At 59.9% G+C, this 1568-nt stretch carries 1 protein-coding gene and 1 pseudogene; both read right to left on the bottom strand.

Annotated elements, in window-relative coordinates; genetic code table 11:
- Nucleotides 1–117: 117 nt before the first annotated feature.
- Nucleotides 118–285: pseudogene (locus FS320_RS43110) on the bottom strand (IS6 family transposase); the annotation flags it as partial.
- Between the two features lie 206 nt (nucleotides 286–491).
- Nucleotides 492–1349, bottom strand: coding sequence for a glycoside hydrolase family 25 protein (locus FS320_RS43115; protein WP_152718617.1), 858 nt, complete (start codon nucleotides 1347–1349; stop codon nucleotides 492–494).
- Nucleotides 1350–1568 lie beyond the last annotated feature (219 nt).

The raw sequence follows: 1568 nt of genomic DNA on the forward strand, positions 1-1568 counted from the left end.
TCAACCGTCGTCTTGACGGCTCTGTCTCCGGCCCTGCGCAATCGCTTTATCCGGCCTGGCCCTGTTCCTGCACCGGGATTGCACACCCACGTCAAGGCTCATTGACAACGAACATCAGAGTTCGGGTGAGTACCGGATGACCCATCTGTGAATGGTCGCGTGATCGACCGAGATACCACGCTCGGCCATCATCTCCTCCAGGTTTCGGAGACTCAGATTGTAAGCCAAGTACCACCGAACGCAGAGCAGGATCACAGATTTATCAAAATGCCTGCCCTTGAACACCGCGCCCCCACTACTGTGACTGATGCCTTAATAGCTGCAACTCTGAAACAAAGAGTTTGCGACGGATCCGATGGAAGTCGTCATGCACCGTTAGCGGCGCATGACCGCAGTGCTCAAGATCGTGCTGAACGATCTCTCATGTCCGAACAGACGGGCTTGCCCAACTGCTTTTGGCAACCTCGTTCACAAAAGCGGCCCGTGCTCGCTCAGTAGTCGGGAAGCCCTGACCACGATGCCTCGGTGACGCTCTTCGCTCCTTCGGATACCGCGCCCTCTGTGATCTGGATCTTGGCGGATCCGCCCACAAACTCGCTCCACTGCGTCTCAGTGCCATGGAAGGTGTTGCGGTCTACGTTGCCGTCGATGCCGGGAACCCGACCTGTGGTAGTGAACTGCCAGAAGGTCCACTGGCGGTCGTTGTAGCGGACCTGAGGCTCTGCTGCGGTACTCCGTATCCAGAACGGATAGTCCTTGAGCTCGCCCTCAAGGACTTCCCTATGGAAGGTGATGTCCGTGTAGATGATCGGCTTCTTGCCCGTGTGGGCCTCCATCTCGCGCAGCATGACCCGGATCATGGCCAAGGCCTTGTCACGCGGGATCTTCCTGCCGCACGTAGGGGACGCGCCGTTCCATTCGGCATCAAGCACCGGAGGGAGAGCGTCCGCGTCCGGCTGCACGTTCCTCCTGAACCAGGCGGTCTGCTCTTCGGCAGGTCGGCACCAATACACGAAGTGGTATGCCCCACGCAGGACACCCGCCTTGCGGGCGCCCTCCCAGTTGTCTTTGAACCTCGGGTCGATGTGATCCCCACCCTCGGTGGCCTTGATGAAGGCGAAGCGGGTGCCTCCGTCACGCACGGCTGCCCAGTCCACCTTTCCTTGCCATCGTGAGATGTCCACGCCGTGAACGGGACGGAAATGCGCACTGGCCACGCCGACGTGCGGCTTGGCATCCCCAACGCCTGACATCAGCCCTAATCCCGAGCAGGAGGCCAACGCCATGCCCAGGGGCACAATCGCGCAAAGCCGTAATCCGGCTCTCAGTACCGCAAGCGCTTTGTCCATCTGCTCGTCCCCGCCCCGGTTAAAACCCGGCCCTCGTGCTTCGTGGAGAACTCGATGCCAAATATGGCGCAGGAACAGCGATTAGGGACAAAAAGATCTCATGGGCCAGTGAGCGCCGGATTGGTGAGGTAAGGCGGTCACCTCACCCCGGAGGCCGCTCATGCTCTACTCGCCCTCAGCAGACGCTTCATTCTCGCACAGCACCCACACGATCTATCT

It is taken from the genome of Microvirga tunisiensis, from assembly GCF_009296175.1.
GTDB lineage: Bacteria > Pseudomonadota > Alphaproteobacteria > Rhizobiales > Beijerinckiaceae > Microvirga > Microvirga tunisiensis.

Coding starts and splice junctions, on each gene's coding strand:
- FS320_RS43115 (WP_152718617.1), bottom strand. CDS start 1,349: ATGGACAAAGCGCTTGCGGTACTGAGAGCCGGATTACGGCTTTGCGCG.